General features: G+C 74.2%; 12 protein-coding genes. 9 read left to right on the forward strand and 3 right to left on the reverse strand.

The window, feature by feature from the left end; all coding sequences use genetic code 11:
* Positions 1 to 345: 345 nt before the first annotated feature.
* Positions 346 to 705, reverse strand: a complete 360-nt coding sequence (locus tag ACIBCJ_RS28305; RefSeq protein ID WP_362095861.1) for a DUF6479 family protein — start codon at positions 703 to 705, stop codon at positions 346 to 348.
* A gap of 186 nt (positions 706 to 891) precedes the next feature.
* Here ACIBCJ_RS28305 and ACIBCJ_RS28310 point away from each other — a divergent pair, with 186 nt between their 5' ends.
* The 5 genes from ACIBCJ_RS28310 (at position 892) to ACIBCJ_RS28330 (ending at position 6,706) form a co-directional block, all read left to right on the forward strand.
* Positions 892 to 1,269 carry a four-helix bundle copper-binding protein gene (locus ACIBCJ_RS28310; RefSeq protein ID WP_133886656.1) on the forward strand — a complete coding sequence of 126 codons (378 nt, stop codon included), beginning with the start codon at positions 892 to 894 and terminating at the stop codon, positions 1,267 to 1,269.
* A gap of 40 nt (positions 1,270 to 1,309) precedes the next feature.
* Entirely contained in the window at positions 1,310 to 2,251 is a 942-nt protein-coding gene (locus ACIBCJ_RS28315; protein ID WP_365979857.1) for an oxygenase MpaB family protein, read from the forward strand.
* Positions 2,233 to 4,632, forward strand: coding sequence for a serine/threonine-protein kinase (locus tag ACIBCJ_RS28320; protein WP_365979858.1), 2,400 nt, complete (start codon positions 2,233 to 2,235; stop codon positions 4,630 to 4,632). Before ACIBCJ_RS28315 ends, ACIBCJ_RS28320 begins: the two co-directional genes overlap by 19 nt.
* Positions 4,633 to 4,825: 193 nt before the next feature.
* Complete coding sequence (locus ACIBCJ_RS28325; protein WP_365979859.1) at positions 4,826 to 6,415, forward strand: NAD(P)/FAD-dependent oxidoreductase; 1,590 nt, start codon at positions 4,826 to 4,828, stop codon at positions 6,413 to 6,415.
* 99 nt (positions 6,416 to 6,514) lie between these two features.
* A complete protein-coding gene (locus tag ACIBCJ_RS28330; protein ID WP_362095848.1) occupies positions 6,515 to 6,706 on the forward strand; it encodes a DUF2795 domain-containing protein in 192 nt (63 codons plus the stop codon).
* Positions 6,707 to 6,742: 36 nt separating this feature from the next.
* Here ACIBCJ_RS28330 and ACIBCJ_RS28335 read toward each other — a convergent pair whose 3' ends face one another.
* On the reverse strand, positions 6,743 to 8,518 hold the full coding sequence (locus ACIBCJ_RS28335) for a serine hydrolase (RefSeq protein WP_362095845.1): 1,776 nt from the start codon (positions 8,516 to 8,518) through the stop codon (positions 6,743 to 6,745).
* Positions 8,519 to 8,691: 173 nt separating this feature from the next.
* On the opposite strand from ACIBCJ_RS28335, the gene ACIBCJ_RS28340 reads away from it, so the two are divergent.
* From ACIBCJ_RS28340 to ACIBCJ_RS28355, 4 genes are all read left to right on the forward strand, one after another.
* Complete coding sequence (locus ACIBCJ_RS28340) at positions 8,692 to 10,191, forward strand: acyl-CoA synthetase (RefSeq protein WP_365979860.1); 1,500 nt, start codon at positions 8,692 to 8,694, stop codon at positions 10,189 to 10,191.
* 87 nt (positions 10,192 to 10,278) lie between these two features.
* On the forward strand, positions 10,279 to 10,521 hold the full coding sequence (locus tag ACIBCJ_RS28345) for a DUF397 domain-containing protein (protein WP_362095839.1): 243 nt from the start codon (positions 10,279 to 10,281) through the stop codon (positions 10,519 to 10,521).
* A gap of 83 nt (positions 10,522 to 10,604) precedes the next feature.
* Entirely contained in the window at positions 10,605 to 11,507 is a 903-nt protein-coding gene (locus ACIBCJ_RS28350) for a universal stress protein (protein WP_362095836.1), read from the forward strand.
* Positions 11,508 to 11,643: 136 nt separating this feature from the next.
* The gene (locus ACIBCJ_RS28355) at positions 11,644 to 12,141 is read left to right on the forward strand and encodes a hypothetical protein (RefSeq protein WP_362095833.1); all 498 of its coding nucleotides are present in this window, start codon (positions 11,644 to 11,646) and stop codon (positions 12,139 to 12,141) included.
* Between the two features lie 11 nt (positions 12,142 to 12,152).
* Here ACIBCJ_RS28355 and ACIBCJ_RS28360 read toward each other — a convergent pair whose 3' ends face one another.
* On the reverse strand, positions 12,153 to 14,087 hold the full coding sequence (locus ACIBCJ_RS28360; protein WP_365979861.1) for an N-acetylmuramoyl-L-alanine amidase: 1,935 nt from the start codon (positions 14,085 to 14,087) through the stop codon (positions 12,153 to 12,155).
* Between the last annotated feature and the right edge of the window lie 19 nt (positions 14,088 to 14,106).

A 14,106-nucleotide genomic window follows, 5' to 3' on the forward strand; every position in this document is an offset into this window, starting at 1 on the left:
CTCGGGCCCGGCGGGCGAGCAGCGCGGGCGCGAGCAGGAGGTACGCCGAGTACAGCGAGCCGTCCTAGACGACCGGCGTCATCGAGGGATCGAAGAACAACGTCACCCGGTCCCAAGTCAGCAAGCGCACGACAAAGCCGTGAGGGGCGGTCTCGCCCCGCAGGAACGACCAGTGCTCGGGACAGGTCTTGCGCAGCAGCCCTCCGCCGTCGGAGACGGGGAGCCGTCCGTCGGCTGGACGACGGTACGTTCCGCCATAGGAAAGGCCCGCGCACCGGCGCGGGCCCATCTCCTCAGCGAGGGCACGGCGCATGGATTCCCCGGCGCCGTGCCGGAACACGCGGATCAGCGGCCGCCCGAGCCGCCGCTGCCGAAGGAGCCGCTGCTGCCCTCGTCCCAGCGGCGCCGCTGCTGGTCGGCGGCGGTACGGCTGCCCTGGTGGCCGAGTTCGTGCGGCAGCGTGCGCTCGTCGCTCCGGGGCATCTCGTACGGCTCCCGGCGCTCCCGCTCCTCGTGGACGGGCCCGCCCTCGGGCATACGGGGCTGTTCCTCGGGACGCGGCGGGGGCGACTCCCGGCGCTTTTGCCGGCTGCCGAAAGCGAAGGCGCCGATCAACACGGCCACCACCACGACACCCGCCACGATCAGCCACACGGCGGTCGTGCCGGAACCGCCCGCGGCCAGGTCCATCCATGCATTGGTCATGGAGCGCGGGTACCCCCGACCCTCGTCACCATTCAGCTCACCGCGGCCGTGGCGCTCGCGTCCGCGAACGGCCGATGCCGGGCCGCGGACCGCCGCGAGCGGGTCCGGCCGGGAGGCACGGTCCGCAGTCCTTGGAAACACCGGGACCCGCGGTTTGGTGCCGCCCCCAGCGGCAACCCGCGCGGTGTGACATCGACGACGACTTCCCAGCAGGAACTGTTCCGTTTCCTCGAGGACCGCTTCGCGTGCGCACAGGCGTGCACCGAGTGCGCCCGGGCCTGCGCCCTGCGGGCGAGCCTCGTCGACCCGGACGGGACCGAGAACCAGGAACTCGTACGACGCAGGGGCATCATGTGCGCGGAGGTCTGCGACGCGACCTGCCGGGTGCTGTCCGAGCAGAACCAGGTGGACGAGGGTGCCATCCGCGCTCAACTGGAGTGGTGCCGCCAGGTGTGCCTGGAGAGCGCCCACGTCTTCGACGGGCACCCGGGCGCCGAGGAGAGCGCGAAGGCCTGCCGCGACTGCGCCCGTGCCTGCGGGGAGTTCCTGGCCACCCTGCGCTGAGCCCTGGGGCGGCGGCGCACGGGGGCGTTAGCCTGCCACCGTGACGGCGACGCGGACGAACACCGACCCCGGACTCTTCGGCCCCGACTCGGTTACCTGGCAGGCGCACGGCGACCCGATGATGTGGGTGGCCGGCATCCGCGCCCTGTACCTCCAGGCCCTGCACCCGCGCGCGGTGCGCGCGGTGATGGAGAACAGCGACTTCCGCCGCGACGCCTGGGGCCGGCTGATGCGCACCGCGGGCTTCGTCGGCACCACGACCTATGGCACCACCGAGGCCGCCGAGCGGGCCGGCGCCCGGGTGCGCAGGATTCATCGCATGCTCGGCGCCACGGATCCGGACACGGGCGAGCGCTACGGCGTCGACGAACCCGCGCTGCTGCTGTGGGTGCACTGCGCCGAGATCGGCTCCTACCTGCACGTCCTGCGCCGCTCCGGATTCCCGCTCACCGACGCCGACGCCGACCGCTACCTCGCCGAACACCGGCACAGCGCCCGCCTCGTCGGCCTCGACCCCGGCTCCGCCCCCGCCGACCGGAGCGAGCTGGCCGCCTACTTCACGCGGGTACGACCCGAACTGGCCGCCGGGCCGGACGCGCACGAGGTGGACGACTTCCTGCGCCGCCCGCCCGTCCACCCCCTCCTGGTCCCAGCCCGTGAACTGCTGTGGCACAGGGTCGCCCGGCTGGCGTACGACTCCCTACCGCCGTACGCGCACGAGCTCTACGGCACACCGGCGGCCCCGCCCGCCACCGTCACCCGCCGGCTGCGCGCCACGGGCGCCCTGCTGCGGACGGTCCCCGCCCGTCTGCGCTGGCAGCTGCCGCCCCGGCACATCCTGAGCGCCGTGGCACGGCTCGGCCCGGCCGCGCGTCCGGCGCCATACAAAATCGGACGACAGGCGGCCATACTGGACCGGCCAGGGGAGGGCGGGGCGGACGGAACCACGGGGGCGGCGAAGTCATGGGGGACAGCACGCTGATCCAGGGCCGGTACCGGCTGCTGGAGAGGATCGGACGCGGCGGCATGGGGGAGGTGTGGCGGGCGCGGGACGAGTCACTGGGCCGGCGCATCGCCGTCAAGTGCCTCAAGCCGCGGGGCGCGCAGCACGACCACGCCTTCACCCACGTCCTGCGGGAGAGGTTCCGGCGCGAGGCCCGGGTGGCCGCCGCGCTCCAGCACCGCGGGGTGACCGTCGTCCACGACTTCGGCGAGTGGGACGGGGTGCTCTTCCTGGTCATGGAGCTGCTGGAGGGGCACGACCTGAGCCGGCTCCTGGAGGACAACAAAGGCCATCCGCTGCCGGTCCCGGACGTCGTCGACATCGCCGAACAGGTCGCCGCCGCGCTCGCCTACACGCACGAACAGGGCATCGTCCACCGCGACCTCAAACCCGCGAACATCGTGCGGACCGCCGACGGCACCGTGAAGATCTGCGACTTCGGCATCGCCCGGCTCGGTCACGACGGGGGCTTCACCGCCCGCCTCACCGGCACCGGCATCGCCATGGGCACCCCGCAGTACATGTCGCCCGAGCAGATCGGCGGCGACGAGGTCGACCGGCGCAGCGACCTGTACTCCCTGGGCTGCGTGCTCTACGAGATGGCCACCGGCGTCCCGCCGTTCGACCTCGGCGACCCCTGGGCGATCCTCGTCGGCCACCGCGACACCGAGCCCGAACCGCCCGCCGCCCGTCGCGCCGGCCTGCCCGGCTACCTGGACCGGATCATCCTCGACCTGCTGGCCAAGCGGCCCGAGCAGCGCCCCGACGACGCCCGGGAACTGGGCCGCCGGATCACCGACGGACGCGCGGCGGCGCTCGGGCCCACGTCGGTGGCGGCCGGACCGCGGACGCGTGAACCGGCCGCGGACCGCGACCGGTTGCCGTCGTGGAGCCGCGGTATGACCACCGGCCGCAGGGCGGCCCGCAGCGGCCCGCGCGCCACACCGCCGGACCCCGGCGCCGGCCTGTCCGGCGACTGGATCCCGCGCCCCGCCCGGAACCGGGACGGCGAGGACCGCGACGGTGAGGGCCGGACGGCCGAGGACGGACCAGGCGGTGCTCGGACCACCGAGGACGTGGCCGGTGGGGGCCGGACCACCGGGGACGCGGCGGCGGAGGACCGGACCGTTGGAGACCAAACCGTTGGAGACCGAACCGTTGGAGATCGGACCGTTGGGGACGGGGCCGCCGTACCGCTTCCGGGCGAGCGGCCGGGCCGGGTGCCGCAGGCCGTCGCCGGGCTGGCCGGACGGCACGACGCGGGGCTGAGCCTCGGCCGGCTCGGCCGCTGGGAGGAGGCGGGCGAGGTGCACCGCGCGGTCGCCGCCGAGCGTGAGCGCCTGCTCGGCCCCGACCACCCCGACACGCTCGCCAGCCGCTACGAGGCCGCCTTCGTCCTCGGCCGCACCGGTCACGCCGCCGACGCGCTGCGCGCGTACAAGGGCGTCGCCGAGGCCAGGATCAGGATGCTGGGGGCCGACCACGCCGACACCCTCGCCGTCCGTCAGGAGATGGCCTACACCCTGGGCCGGCTGGGCCGGTACACCGACGCCCACCAGGTGTACGCGTCGGTCCTGACCGCCCGGGAGCGCACCATGGGCGCCGACCACCCCGACACCCTGCGCTGCCGGCACAACCTGGCCTTCAACCTCGGGCGGCTCGGCCGCACCGAGGAGGCCCACCGGACGGCCCGCGAGGTGGCCGAGGCCCGGGCCCGTGTACTCGGGCCCGACCATCCCGACACCCTGGTCACCCGCTACGAGGTGGCCTACGAACTCGGGCGGCTGGACCGCTGGCAGGAGGCCCTCGCGACCTACCGCGAGGTCGCCGCGGCCCGCGCGCGCGTGCTCGGCCCGCGCCACCCCGACACCCTCGCCGCCCGCTACGAGACCGGCGTCGCCCTGGGCCGCCTCGGCCGCTGTGCCGAAGCACTGACCGTGTACGGGGAGCTGATCGACGACCGCGCCCGCGCCCAGGGCCCCGAGCATCCCGAGACCCTGCGCGCCCGGCACGCACGGGGCGTCAACCTCGGCAGGCTGGGCCGCTGGGCGGAGGCCCTCGCCGAGGCCCGCGCGGTGTGCGCGGTCCGCGACCGCGTCCTCGGCCCGGACCACCCGGACACCCTGGTCAGCCGGCGCGAGGTCGCGGTCGCGCTGGGCTGGCTGAACCGCTGGCCCACCGCGCTCACCGAGTACCGCTTGGTCGCCGCCGCCCGCGAACGCGTCCTGGGTCCCGACCACCCCGACACGCTTGCCGCCCGCGACGACGAGGCCCACTGCCTGGAACAGCTCGGCCACGCCGGCGAGGCCACGGAGCTGTACCGCAGGGTCGCGGTGCTGCGCGGGGCGGCGGCACGCTGACCGGGGGAGCGTCGCGGGCCGACACGGCAGACGGGGGACCGGCACGGCAGACCGGGGAGCGTCGCGGGCCGACACGGCAGACGTGGGGGAGCGTCGCGGGCCGACACGGCAGACCAGGGGGTGACCGGCGGGCGGCCGTGTCGGTGCCGGCGGCGGGCTGGCCGCCCGCGATCGGGTCGTGTTACCAAGAGCCATGACGCCCCCGCCGAGCACCCCCAGCACCCCCGGCACCTCCCGCACCTACCACGCCGTCATCGTCGGCGGCGGCCACAACGGCCTGGTCGCCGCCGCCTACCTGGCCCGGGCCGGCCGCTCCGTGCTGGTCCTGGAACGACTGGACCACACCGGCGGAGCGGCCGTGTCCACTCGGCCGTTCACCGGGGTCGACGCACGGCTGTCGCGCTACTCCTACCTGGTCAGCCTGCTGCCCCGGAAGATCGTGCGGGATCTCGGCCTGCGCTTCCGGGTACGTGCGCGCACCGTCTCCTCGTACACACCCGTCGAGCGCGCCGGGCGGCCCACCGGGCTCCTCGTCGGCGGGGGCGAGCGGCGCACCCGCGAGTCCTTCGCCCGGCTCACCGGCTCCGAGCGGGAGTACGAGGCGTGGCAGCGCTTCTACGCCATGACCGGCCACGTGGCCCGGCGGGTCTTCCCGACCCTCACCGAACCGCTGCCCACCCGGGCCGAACTGCGCCGCAGGGTCGACGACGAGGCGGCCTGGCGGGCCCTGTTCGAGGAACCGGTCGGTGTCGCGATCGAGGACCACTTCGCCGACGACCTGGTACGGGGTGTGGCCCTCACCGACGCGCTGATCGGCACCTTCGCCGACGCGCACGACCCGTCCCTCGTCCAGAACCGCTGCTTCCTCTACCACGTGATCGGCGGCGGCACCGGCGCCTGGGACGTGCCGGTCGGCGGCATGGGTGCCCTCACCGACGCGCTGGCCGAAGCGGCCCGAGCCGCCGGTGCCGTGCTCGCCACCGGACACGAGGCGGTGCGGATCGACGCCGACGGACGCACCGCCGAGGTGACCTACCGCTCGGCCGACGGCGAGCACGTCGCCGCCGCGCGTCACGTCCTGGTCAACGCCTCCCCGCGGGAACTGGCGGCACTCACCGGGCAGGCGGCGCCGCCGCCCGCCGAAGGCGCCCAGCTCAAGGTGAACATGCTGCTGACCCGGCTGCCGCGGCTGCGCGACCCCGAGGCTGACCCGCGCGAGGCCTTCGCCGGAACCTTCCACATCGCCGAGGGCTACGGGCAGCTGGCCGCCGCACACGCGCGGGCGGCCGCCGGTGAGCTGCCCGACGCACCGCCCTCCGAGATCTACTGCCACTCGCTGACCGACCCCACCATCCTCGGCCCCGGTCTGGCCGCGAAGGGCATGCACACCCTCACCCTGTTCGGCCTGCACACACCCGCCCGCCTCTTCGCGAGGGACAACGACGCCGTACGCGAGGAACTGCTGACATCCACTCTCGCCGAGCTCGACGCCCATCTCGCCGAACCCCTCGCCGACTGCCTGGCGACCGACGCCGACGGGCGGCCCTGCATCGAGGCCAGGTCGCCCCTCGACCTGGACCGCGACCTGCGCCTGCCCGGCGGGAACATCTTCCACCGCGAGCTGTCCTGGCCTCACGCCCAGGAGGGCACCGGCCACTGGGGAGTGGAGACCGGCCGGGCGAACGTCCTGCTGTGCGGCGCGGGCGCCGTGCGCGGGGGAGGGGTGAGCGGTGTGCCGGGGCACAACGCGGCGATGGCGGTGCTGGAGGGGACCGAAGGCTGACCGAAGGCTGAAGGGCGGGCGCGCATGCCGGGGCCGGGACCGGGTACCGCGACATAACGGAAATTCCGTACCCGATCCCCGCACGGCAAGGAGCCTGTCATGGCGGACCTCAGCCCCATCGACCTGCAGAAGGCCCTCAACGGCATGGACTACCCGGCGGACAAGAAGTCGCTCGTCGACTGCGCCCGCAAGAACAAGGCCGACGACAAGGTCGTGAGCCGTCTCGACGGACTCGAGGAAAGCAGCTTCGACGGCCCGAACGAGGTGCAGAAGGCCGTCTTCCACGGCTAGCGCTCCCGGGCGACCCGGGTCGGCCGTCGGCCGGCGCTAGTCGGCCGACGCCGACCACCCCACCGCCTCGACGCGCGCCGCGTCCGCGGGGCGCGCGTCGTGGAACAGGACGTCGCCGCCCGCCTCCGCGCGCAGCCCGTCGACGTACGCCCCGCGTCCGACGTACAGCCGGTCGGTCGTGCAGCGCCAGCGCAGGGTGAGTCCGCGCGCGGCCGGGAGGGCGGCGGTCAGCCGGTGCCAGACCCGCCCCGACCAGCCGGTCGCCGAGCCCGCGGGATGCTCGCGGGGCGCCTCCCCGTGCCGGGTCGTGGTGAACGGGACGGGCCGCCACGACGCGCCGCCGTCGGTCGTGGCCTCCAGGACGAGGGTGTCCGACCCGGGCTCGGTGTCCCACCACAGCGAGCAGCGCAGCCGAGCCCGCCCCGCCGACGTGTCCAGCGCGGGCAGGGTCAGCGTGGCCGTGGCGGAACTCGCCGTCCCCGAGAACCAGGCGGTGCGCCCGTGCTCGGGCCGGACCGGCACCGCCCGTGCCAGGTTGGTGCCGGCCGCCACCCGCGGAGCCGATCCGGACCGCCAGCTCCGCACCGGGTGGACGGAGTTGCCGAGTACGACGAGGAACGAGTCGGTCGTGGGGTCGAGCACCAGCGAGGTGCCGGTGAATCCGGTGTGCCCGGCCGTGCGCGGTGTCGCCATCGCGCCCATGTACCAGTGCTGGTACAGCTCGAAGCCCAGGCCGTGCTCGTCGCCCGGGAAGTCGGTGTTGAAGTCGGTGAACATCAGCTCCACCGACTCCGGCCGCAGGATGCGCGAGCGCCCGTACGAGCCGCCGTTGAGCAGCGTACGGCCGAGGACCGCGAGGTCCCACGCGCAGGAGAACACCCCCGCGTGCCCGGCGACCCCGCCCAGGCTGAAGGCGTTCTCGTCGTGCACCTCGCCCCACACCAGACCCCGGTCCAGGCCGGACCAGGGCTGCCGGGCGTCCTCGGTGGCCGCGATCCCCGGCCGCCAGGAGGCGGGCGGGTTGTAGCGGGTGCGGCCCAGACCGAGCGGCCCGGTGATCTCGTCGCGCAGCAGGACGTCCAGGGCGCGGCCGGTGATCCTCTCCAGGACCAGCTGCAGCGAGATCATGTTCAGGTCCGAGTACAGGTACGCCGTGCCGGGCGCGCTCACCGGCGCCTCGTCGTAGACGAGTTGTACCTTCTCCTCGCGCGTGGGCACGCTGTACAGCGGGATCCACGCGCGGAAACCCGAGGTGTGGGTCAGCAGATGGCGGATCGTCACCTGCTGCTTGCCCGCCCGGCCGAAGTCCGGCAGGTACGAGGCGACCGGCGCCTCCAGCTCCAGCGCGCCCCGCTCCAGCTGCTGCACGGCGAGGATCGAGGTGAACAGCTTGGAGATCGACGCGAGGTCGAACACCGTGTCCTTCGCCATCGGGATCTGCTGCCCCGCCGGGAACTCGACACCGGTGTCGGTCGCCTCGTCGTAGGCCCGGTAGCGCACCGCCATCCCGATCGGCTCGTGCAGCGCCACCGTGCCGCCCCGGCCTGCGAGCAGCACGGCCCCCGCGTACCACGGGTGCTCGGGGGACGGGCCGAGGAACGCCTCGGCGTCGGTGACGAGCCGGCGCAGATGGCCCGGGAGCAGCCCGGCGCGCTCGGCCGAACCGCGCCGGAGCGTGGGCCGGCGGCCCGTGCCGGAGGCGGCCGCGGCCGGCCCCGCCGCGAACGGGGCGATGGCCAGTGCACCGCCCAGGGCCAAGGCACCCGCCCCTAGTTGACGCCGTGTGCATCCGTGCGTCCCCTGACCGGCCATCGAAGAGCCTCCCGCCACCGAAGCTGAAAGTATCTTTCCCGGATCGCCGTGCGGAGTGAAACTTTCCTGTCAGCGGCGGGCCGTGTCAATGGGGCGTGCGGAGCGGACGCGCGGAGCCGGCGGACCGGTGCACACGGCTTGACCCGCCCTCGTGACCGGCCGAGGATCATGTCATGACGACCGGACACGGCAGCACCGTGGACGGAGTGCTGCGGCGCAGCGCCCGGCGCACTCCGGCACGCGTCGCGGTGGAGTACCGCGACCGCACCTGGACCTACGGGGAACTGGACACCGCGGTCTCCCGCGCGGCGAGCGTCCTGCTGGACGAGGGCCTGTCCCCGGGCGACCGGGTCGGCGCCTACGGCCACAACTCCGACGCCTACCTCATCGCCTTCCTGGCCTGCGCCCGCGCGGGCCTGGTGCACGTCCCCGTCAACCAGAACCTCACCGGCGACGACCTCGCCTACGTCGTCGGACAGTCTGGCAGCACCCTGGTCCTCACCGATCCCGGCCTCGCCGCCCGGCTCCCCGCCGGGACGCGCGCCCTGCCACTGCGCGACGCCGACGGTTCGCTGCTCGCCCGCCTCACGTCGGCACCCGCGTACGACGGCCCCGGACCGGGCGCCGAGGACCTGGTGCAGCTCCTCTACACCTCGGGCACCACCGCGCTGCCCAAGGGCGCGATGATGACCCACCGGGCGCTGGTGCACGAGTACCTGAGCGCCATCACCGCCCTGGACCTCCGCGCGGGCGACCGCCCGGTGCACGCCCTGCCGCTCTACCACTCGGCGCAGACCCACGTCTTCCTGCTGCCCTACCTCGCGGTCGGCGCCACCAACATCGTCCTGGACGCACCGGACGGCGACCGGCTCTTCGACCTGATCGAAGCGGGCCGCGTGGACAGCCTGTTCGCCCCGCCCACCGTGTGGATCGGCCTCGCCGACCGCGCCGACTTCGCCACCCGCGACCTGAGCGGCCTGCGCAAGGCCTACTACGGCGCCTCGATCATGCCGGTGCCCGTCCTGGAACGGCTGCGCGCACGCCTGCCGCACCTGGCCTTCTACAACTGCTTCGGCCAGAGCGAGATCGGCCCCCTCGCCACCGTCCTCGGGCCCGACGAGCACGACGGCCGGATGGACTCCTGCGGACGCCCCGTCCTGTTCGTCGACGCGCGCGTGGTGGACGAGGACGGCAAGGACGTGCCCGACGGCACGCCCGGCGAAGTGGTCTACCGCTCCCCGCAGCTGTGCGAGGGGTACTGGGACAAGCCCGAGGAGACCGAGGCCGCCTTCCGCGACGGCTGGTTCCACTCCGGCGACCTCGCCGTGCGGGACGCGGAGGGCTACTACACGATCGTCGACCGGGTGAAGGACGTCATCAACTCCGGCGGCGTGCTGGTCGCCTCGCGGCAGGTCGAGGACGCCCTCTACACGCACGAAGCCGTCGCGGAGGCGGCCGTGATCGGCCTGCCCGACGAGCGGTGGATCGAGGCCGTCACGGCCGTCGTGGTCCCGCGCGGCGAGGTCACCGAGGACGAACTGATCGCGCACGCCCGCGAGAAACTCACCGCGTTCAAGGCACCCAAACACATCCGGTTCGTGGACGCCCTGCCGCGCAACGCCAGCGGCAAGATCCTCAAGAGGGAGCTGCGGGACCGCTTCACCGGTTCCTGAATCCGAAGCCACCCCTGCACGGCCTGTCCGAGGCCGGACCCGATCGCTAGGCTGGCCGCGCACGACGACACCGGGAGGAGCACGGACGTGGCCGAGAGCACCACCCACCAGCGCCCGCTCATGGGCTGGGACAAGCCGCAACTGGATCTCAGCAACGCGCAGTGGCAGTCCAGCAGCCGGGGCCTGGGGGATGTCCAGATCGCCTTCGTCGAGGGATTCATCGCCATGCGCAACAGCGGCAGTCCGGAAAGCCCTTCGTTGATCTTCACCCCGGACGAATGGGGTGCGTTCGTCTCCGGAGCGCGACACGGAGAGTTCGACCTCACGTAGCCGCCACGGGGTGCGCCGACCGGCCGAACCGGGGTGTTCGCTCCGCCGCCGGGGGGAAGTGCGTACTCCGGAGGTGAGGACCCATGAGCACCCTGCCGGTCATCGCGGCGGTCGACGGTTCGGACGACGGCCTGCGCGCCCTGGACTGGGCGCTCGACGCCGCCCACCGGCGCGAGGCACCCCTGCGGGTGGTGCACGTGCGCCAGTACGCCGCCTGGGCCCAGACCGACGTCCTCGTCGCGGGCCCACCGGACACCACCGAGGACCCGGCGCTCGACCAGGCCCGCGCGCACCTTCAGGGACGGGCCTTCGCGGTGCCGACGGAATACGTCGGCATGGAGGGCGTACCGGGCGCCCTGCTCCCGGAACTGGGCGCCGACGCCCAGCTGCTGGTGCTCGGCTCCCGTGGCCGGGGCGGCTTCGCCGGCCTGCTGCTGGGCTCCAACGGCATGGCCGCCGCCCGCGACGCCGAATGCCCCGTCGTGGTGGTGCCCCGCCCCGGGCGCGAGGTCCACGGCGAGGCACCGGACGAACCCGGCCCCCGGGTGGTGGTCGGGCTGCACGTGGACAGCCCCGACGACGCCACCCTCGCCTTCGCCTTCACCGAGGCCGAGCTGCGCGGCGCCCGGCTCCAGGTGGTCGCCGCCTACCCGTGGCCGGTGCAGACCTGGGCCGCCGCGGGGCAGATCGTGCCGCCGGTGATCGACGCGGTCTCCCTGGAGAGCGAGACCAGGGTCCTCGCCGACGGCTTCCTCGCACCCCACCGCGAGCGTCATCCCGACGTCCGGGCCGAGCCGTACGTCGCGCCGGGCGACGCCGCGGGACACCTGGTCGCCTCCTCCCGGGACGCCGACCTGGTCGTCGTCGGACGCCACCGGCGCCGCCTGCTGGCCCCCGCCCGCATGATGGGCTCGGTCACCCACGCCGTCCTGCTGCACGCGGCGGCCCCGGTCGCGGTGATCCCCCCGGCACCACCGCGGGAGTGACGCCCGGACCCGCACCCGGCACGCGGCGACCGCGTCCGGTCCGCCCGCCGCCCGGAGCGCCACCAGGGCGTCGCCGAGCCCGGCCGGGCGTCCGCCCGCACACCGTTCACCCGGTCCGGACACGTACCATGGCGGCATGTCGTTCCTCCGCCGCCGCAGCGCCACGCCCGCCGGGCCCGACTTCGACGTACTGGCCATGGACCCGGGCGACTGGCCCGGGAATCTCGGCGCCGGTCTGCTGCCCGCGCCCGACGGCAGTTGCCAGGGCGTCTTCCTGCGCTACGACCTGTTCGGCGGCCGCGGTCCCGCGATGATCATCGGCAACCTGCCGGACGGCTCCCCGGCGCGCGAGATCCCCGAGGGGGAGATCCCCTTCGAGGTGGCCCAGCTGCTGCTCGCCCTGGAGAACGACGAGGAGATCACGGTCGTCGGCGCCGAGGACGTGCCCGTGATGCAGGGCGACAACCTGCTCATCGTGCGCCGCCTCAAGCTCTCCGAGAGCCGGATCTCCTGCGTGCAGTTCGACCGCAGCGACGGCGTCCTGGTGACCATCGCCGCCTGGGACCGCCCCATCACCGACGACCTGTACGCCCTGCTGAAGCCGCTCCCGGCGGAGCTTTTCCAGCAGGGCTGAGACCGCTCCCGTCAGCGCGCGGCCGAGACAGTCGCGTCGGCGGCGCGCACGAACGCCACCCGGTGGCCGTACTGGATCTCGTAGTACTGGTCCTCGCCCCGCACCACCCGGTGGGACGCCTCGTCGAAGGTGACCGCGTAGTAGTACTCGCCGGGCACCTTCTCACCCACCACGTACTTCTGCCCCGCGGGCAGGGTGTACGGCAGCGGCGACACCGCCTGGGCGGGCACGTCCGCCGGGTAGGCGGCCTTCTCCGGGTACGCGCGCCCGTACACCGGGACGCTGTCCAGCCCCTTCCGCGGGGTGATCACCCGGCCCGACGCGGGCACCGCCGCCGGGCTCCTGCGCGGATTGTGGAACCAGGCCTTCTGGCCCAGGTACCAGATGGCCGTCCAGTCGCCCCACCGGTCGGCCACCGCGTACTGCTGGCCGGTGGAGACCCGGGAGGACAGGTCGTTCACCCCGGTCGTCGGCGTGCCGCCGAGGCCGACGTCCTTGATCAGCGGCGCCTTCACGTCGTGGTCGGAGTACAGCCGCACCTCGCTGGAGCCGTGCGCCGCGCAGGGCTCGCCCGGCGTCTCGCAGCCCGTGTACTCGGGACGGTTGGCGTCGTAGTCCGGGCGGATCGTCACCAGGGACGACTTCCTGCCCGCGGTCGGCTCGACGGGCCGGCCGAGCAGCTGGAAGTAGTGCCGCCAGTCCCAGTAGGGGCCCGGGTCGGTGTGCATGCCCGGGATCGTGGCCGTGGTGGTGCCGGGGACGTTGTCGTGGCCCAGCACGTGCTGCCGGTCCAGCGGGATGCCGTACTTCCCGGCCAGATACCTCACCAGCCGCGCCGAGGACCGGTACATCGCCTCCGTGTACCAGGCGTCCGGCTCCGTCAGGAAGCCCTCGTGCTCCAGACCGATCGACCCCGCGTTGACGTACCAGTTGCCCGCGTGCCAGGCCACGTCCTTCGCCTTCACGTGCTGCGCGATGTGGCCGTCGGTCGAGCGAAGCGTGTAGTTCCAGGACACGTAGGTGGGGTCCTGGACCAGGTTGAGGACGCCGTTCCAGGTGCCTTCGGTGTCGTGCACGACGATGTAGCGGATGCGCTGGGAGGCAGGCCTGTCGCCCAGGTCGTGGTTGCCGTAGTCGCCGTCGCCGAACTCCTCGTACGGTGCGGGGACCCACTCGCACGACACCGACCTCGGGCACTCCGTGCCGGCCGCGGACGCCGCGCGCAGACCCGCGTCGCCCAGCTGGGAGACGTCGGGCGCCAGGCCGGGGCGGGCCGCCAGCGCGACCCGCTGGCCGGCGTCCGTGGTGCGCTGCTCGCCGGTGCGGATCACCTCGTAGACGTCGTTCGCGTACGACGCGGCCGTCGCGGAGTCCTCCGCCCCCGAGAAGCGGGCCACCGCCCCGTACCAGTCCGCCGGGTCGGGGCTCAGCGGCTCGCCCAGTTCCCGCTGGGCGGCGGCGAGCAGCGCGGCACCGCCGGCCACGTTCGCCGCCGGGTCGGTGCGCAGCGACTCGGGGCTCAGTCCGGTCAGGCCGGCGGCCTTCGGCAGCGTGGTCAGCCGGGCCGGCAGGTCGGCGGCGGGCGCGGTGGCGGTCCGCCCCGACCCACCGACACGCAGCCGGGCGCGCGCGTCGTCGCCGCGCGGGTCCTCGCCACCCTCGCCGTGGTGGGACCGGGGCGTCCCGGCCAGTGCCGTGCGGGCGTCGGTGAGGTGCAGCGGGCCGTAACCACCGGTCACGCTCGGCGCTCCACCGTGCGCGTCCCAGCGGGACTGCAGATAGGAGACGCCGAGGAGGACGCTCTGCGGTACGTGGTACTCGGCCGCCGCGGCGGCGAACGCCCGCTGCAGGCGGTCCGGGGAGGGCGGCGCGTCCGGGGCCACGGCGGCGGACGGTGCCGCGCCGAGCAGCGGCAGCAGCAGTGCCGCGGTGGCCAGGGCGGGCACGACGGGGGATCCTCGCAAA

Origin of the sequence: Streptomyces sp. NPDC051136, from assembly GCF_044455745.1 — a bacterium.
Lineage (GTDB): Bacteria > Actinomycetota > Actinomycetes > Streptomycetales > Streptomycetaceae > Streptomyces.

Bases quoted from the DNA above. Each gene is read 5' to 3' on its own strand.
- ACIBCJ_RS28330 (WP_362095848.1), top strand. From the start codon at position 6,515: ATGGCGGACCTCAGCCCCATCGACCTGCAGAAGGCCCTCAACGGCATG.
- ACIBCJ_RS28335 (WP_362095845.1), bottom strand. From the start codon at position 8,518: ATGGCCGGTCAGGGGACGCACGGATGCACACGGCGTCAACTAGGGGCG.
- ACIBCJ_RS28340 (WP_365979860.1), top strand. From the start codon at position 8,692: ATGACGACCGGACACGGCAGCACCGTGGACGGAGTGCTGCGGCGCAGC.
- ACIBCJ_RS28320 (WP_365979858.1), top strand. From the start codon at position 2,233: ATGGGGGACAGCACGCTGATCCAGGGCCGGTACCGGCTGCTGGAGAGG.
- ACIBCJ_RS28350 (WP_362095836.1), top strand. From the start codon at position 10,605: ATGAGCACCCTGCCGGTCATCGCGGCGGTCGACGGTTCGGACGACGGC.
- ACIBCJ_RS28305 (WP_362095861.1), bottom strand. From the start codon at position 705: ATGACCAATGCATGGATGGACCTGGCCGCGGGCGGTTCCGGCACGACC.
- ACIBCJ_RS28325 (WP_365979859.1), top strand. From the start codon at position 4,826: ATGACGCCCCCGCCGAGCACCCCCAGCACCCCCGGCACCTCCCGCACC.
- ACIBCJ_RS28355 (WP_362095833.1), top strand. From the start codon at position 11,644: ATGTCGTTCCTCCGCCGCCGCAGCGCCACGCCCGCCGGGCCCGACTTC.